The following is a 3,922-nucleotide window of genomic DNA, read 5'->3' on the forward strand; positions in this document are numbered from 1 at the left end:
GTCCGACAGCCGCTCCAGCACCAGGACGCCCACACCCTCGGAGAAGCCCGTACCGTCCGCGTCCGCCGAGAACGGCTTGCAACGGCCGTCCGCCGCAAGCCCCTTCTGCCGGCCGAACTGGACAAAGGGGCTGGGAGTGGCCATGACCGTCACTCCGCCGGCCAGCGCCAGGTCGCACTCGCCCGAGCGCAGCGCCTGGCCGGCCAGATGCAGCGCCACCAACGACGACGAACACGCCGTGTCCACCGTCACCGCCGGCCCCTCGAACCCGAACGTGTACGCCACCCGGCCGGACAGCACGCTTCCGGCGTTGCCGGGCAGGACGAGGTTCTCGACGTGCTCGGGAGTCCGGTCCAGGTGCGGGGCGTAGTCGTGGTACACCAGCCCCGAGAAGACGCCGGTACGGTCGGCGCGCGCCCCGCTCGCGTCGAGCCCGGCCTGCTCCAGGGCCTCCCACGAGGTCTCCAGCATGAGCCGTTGCTGCGGGTCCATCGCCAGCGCCTCACGCGGCGAGATCCCGAAGAAGCCGGCGTCGAAGTCGCCCGCGTCGTGCAGGAAGCCGCCCTCACGGGTGTACGTCGTGCCGGGGTGGTCGGGGTCGGGGTGGTAGAGCGCGTCGAGATCCCAGCCACGGTCGCCCGGGAAGGGGCCGACGCCGTCGGCGCCCGTGGAAACCAGCTCCCACAGGTCCTCGGGGCTGGTCACGCCCCCGGGATAGCGGCAGGCCATGCCGACGATCGCCAACGGCTCGTCGGGGTGGGGGGTGGTGGTGCGGGCAGGCCGTTCCTCGTCGGAGGCGGCGTCGGCAGGCGTCGCGTCGTCGGTGACGACGTCGGCTGGCGTCGCCTCGTCGGGAACAAGGTCAGCGGGCGCGACATCGGCGGGCGCTGTGGCGTCGGGAACGACGTCAGCGGGCGCGACATCGGCGGGCGTTGTGGCGTCGTCAGGCGGGACGGCGATGCCATCGGCGAGTTCGTCCACCAGGAACGTGGCGAGCGCGGTGGGTGTGGGGTGGTCGAACAGCAGCCCGACGGGCAGCCGTAGGCCGGTCTCGGTGTTCAGCCGGTTGCGCAGTTCGAGCGAGCCGAGCGAGTCGAAGCCGATGGCCTGGAACGCCCGTGCGGCGGGAACCCGCTCGGCCACCGCGTGGCCGAGGACGGCGGCGGCCTGGGTCCGTACGAGATCGAGGGCCGCGCCCGCCCGCTCGTCCGGCGCGAGGGCCGCCAGGCGATCGGCGAACGGGGAGTTCCCGCGGGGCGACGGGGGGTTCCCGCCAGTGGCACGCGGCGGGCGGACGATGCGGCGCAGCAGCACCGGCACGCCGTCCCACTCGTCCTGCTCGGCCCGCTCACGCATCTGACGCACGTCCAACTTCGCGGGGACCATGAGCGACATCGGATCGGCGACTGCGCGGTCGAACAGGGCGAGGGCCTCGTCCTCGGGCAGCGGCACCACTCCGAGCCGTGCCAGCCGCCTCCGGTCGGTGGCGTCGAGGTGTGCCGCCATGCCATCGCCGCCGCTCTGGTCCCACAGGCCCCAGGCGAGGGATTGGCCGGGCAGCCCCAGGTGGGAGCGGTGAGCGGCCAGGGCGTCGAGAAAGGCGTTGGCGGCGGCGTAGTTGGCCTGTCCCGCGGTGCCGAGCACACCGGCGACCGAGGACAGCACGACGAATGCGGTCAGCGGTTCCTCGCGGGTGAGTTCGTGCAGGTGCCAGGCGGCGTCCACCTTGGGCCGCAGGACCTTGTCGAGCTGTTCGGCCGTCAGGGAGGTGACCACGCCGTCGTCGGTGGCGCCCGCGGCGTGCACCACCGCGGTGAGGGGGTGTTGTTCGTCGCGGACGCCCGCGAGCGCGGTGGCGAGCGCGCCGCGGTCTGCCGGGTCGCAGGCGACCGTCGTCACGGCACAGTCCGCCTCGGCGAGTTCCGCGGTGAGGTCCGCAGTCGCGCCGGCTCCTCCCCGGCTGACGAGCAGCAGCCTGCGTACGCCGTGTTCGTGGACCAGGTGCCGGGCGAGCAGGCGGCCGATCCGCCCGGAGGCGCCGGTGAGCAGGACCGTGGCGTCCGGGCCGAAGGGGGTGGCGGCGGCGGTGGCCGCGGCCTTGGTGCGGGCGAGCCGGGGGACGTGTGCCGCACCGGCGCGCAGTGCGACCTGTGGTTCGGTGCCGGCGGCGACGGCGGGCAGCAACCGGAGCGACTCCCGGTGCCGGTCGGTGTCGACGAGGAGGAACCGTCCCGGGGTCTCGGTCTGTGCGGTGCGCAGCAGCCCCCATACGGTGGCCCCGGCGATATCGGTCACGGCATCCGGGCCGACGGCGCCCTCGGTGACGGCGAGGAGGCGGGTGGTGGCCATCCGGCCGTCGAGGAGCAGCGCGCGGGCGGTTTCCAGCGCTGCCGCTGCGTGCTCGTGGGCGGCCGTCACAGGGTCGGCGGTCACGGCGTCGTCGCCGCTGTGCGGCACGAGCCATACGAGAACGTCGGGCACGGCGGCGCCGGAGCCGAGAGCGGTGCGCAGGTGGGCGACGTCCCGGTAGGCGGTCGCGGTGGCCGGGAGGGCGCCGCCGCGCTGGAGGGCGGCTTGGGTGACCGTGTCGTCGTCACCGGCCAGCAGGGCCCAGTGGCCGGCGGGCCGCGGGTCGCCCGGCTGCGCCGCCTCCCACTCGACGGCGTACAGCGACCGGGCGGCTGCCCCGGTCGGCGGCGCGCCGAACCGTGCGGTGTCGGCCGGCCGCAGGGTGAGCGAGCCGATGCTCCCCACCGAACGTCCAGCCGCGTCGGCGAGGTCGACGGCGAGCGCCCCGTCGGCCTCGCCGGTGGACGCGATACGGGCGCGCAGCGCCCGGGCACCGGCGGCGTGCAGGGTGACGCCGGCCCAGGCGTACGGCAGCCGCAGCTCGCCGCCGCCCAGCATGCGGCCGGCCGCCACGGCGTGCAGGACGGCGTCGAGGAGGGCGGGGTGGAGGGCGTATCCGCCCCCGGTGCCCGTTCCGGTTCCGGTGTCCGTGCCCGTGCCGGTACTTGCGCTGGTGACTTCCTCGTGCCGTCCAGGGAGGTCTGCTTCTGCGTAGACGGTTCCGTCGGGAGTCGTCCACATCCGGCTGAGCCGCTGGAAGGCGGGTCCGTAGACATAGCCCGTGTCGGCCAGATCGGCGTAGACGTCGCCGGGGCCGGTCGGCGTGGCTCCGGGGGGAGGCCAGGTGACGGCCCAGTCCGGCGTCTGCCGGGTCCGGGGGGTGGCGGGGGTGGCGGTGAGCGTCGCGGTCGCGTGATGGGTCCACGGCGCACCGGAGTCGACGTCGTCGGCCGGTCCGTCGTCGGCGGCCGGTCCGTCGGCGGGGCGTGCGTGGATGGTGGCCGTGGCGCGGCCCGGCTCGCCGGAGGCGGTGACCGTCAGCTGGAGGTCGGCGGCACCGCCCGGGCCGGGCAGCGCCATGAGGGTGTGGAGGACGAGTTCGTCGATGTGCGGGGTGCCGTACCGGTCCCCTGCCTGCACGGCCAGTTCGAGCAGGGCCGTGCCGGGCAGCACGGCGAGGCCGCCGACGGTGTGGTCGTAGAGCCACCCGTGCGTCGCTTCGGCGATCCGTCCGGTGAGGACGAGGGCGCTGCCGTCGGCGGTGCGGACGGCAGCGCCGAGCAGCGGATGGCGGGCGGGGATGAGGCCGGCGGCCGAGACGTCGAGGGTGCCGGTGTCGGCGTCGAGCCAGTAGTGTGCGCGCTGGAAGGCGTAGGTGGGCAGGTCGACGCGGCGGGCCCCGGAACCGGCGAACGCCTGCGCCCAGTCCACGGGAACACCCCGCACGAATGCCTCGCCGAGTGAGTGCAGCAGCCGCCGCCGACCGCCGTCGTCGCGGAGGAGCGAGCCGACGACGACGGCGTCCTGACCGGCCGCCTCCAGGGTCTGTTCGACATCCGCGGTCAGCACCGGA

Annotated in this window: 1 protein-coding gene; it reads right to left on the bottom strand. The window is 74.9% G+C overall.

Annotation, left to right across the window (positions count from 1 at the left end; all coding sequences use genetic code 11):
* Window positions 1-3,922: type I polyketide synthase (locus SCA03_RS34445; protein WP_141275885.1), on the bottom strand; the 3,922-nt coding region annotated here is incomplete at both ends.

Origin of the sequence: Streptomyces cacaoi, from assembly GCF_006539165.1 — a bacterium.
GTDB lineage: Bacteria > Actinomycetota > Actinomycetes > Streptomycetales > Streptomycetaceae > Streptomyces > Streptomyces cacaoi.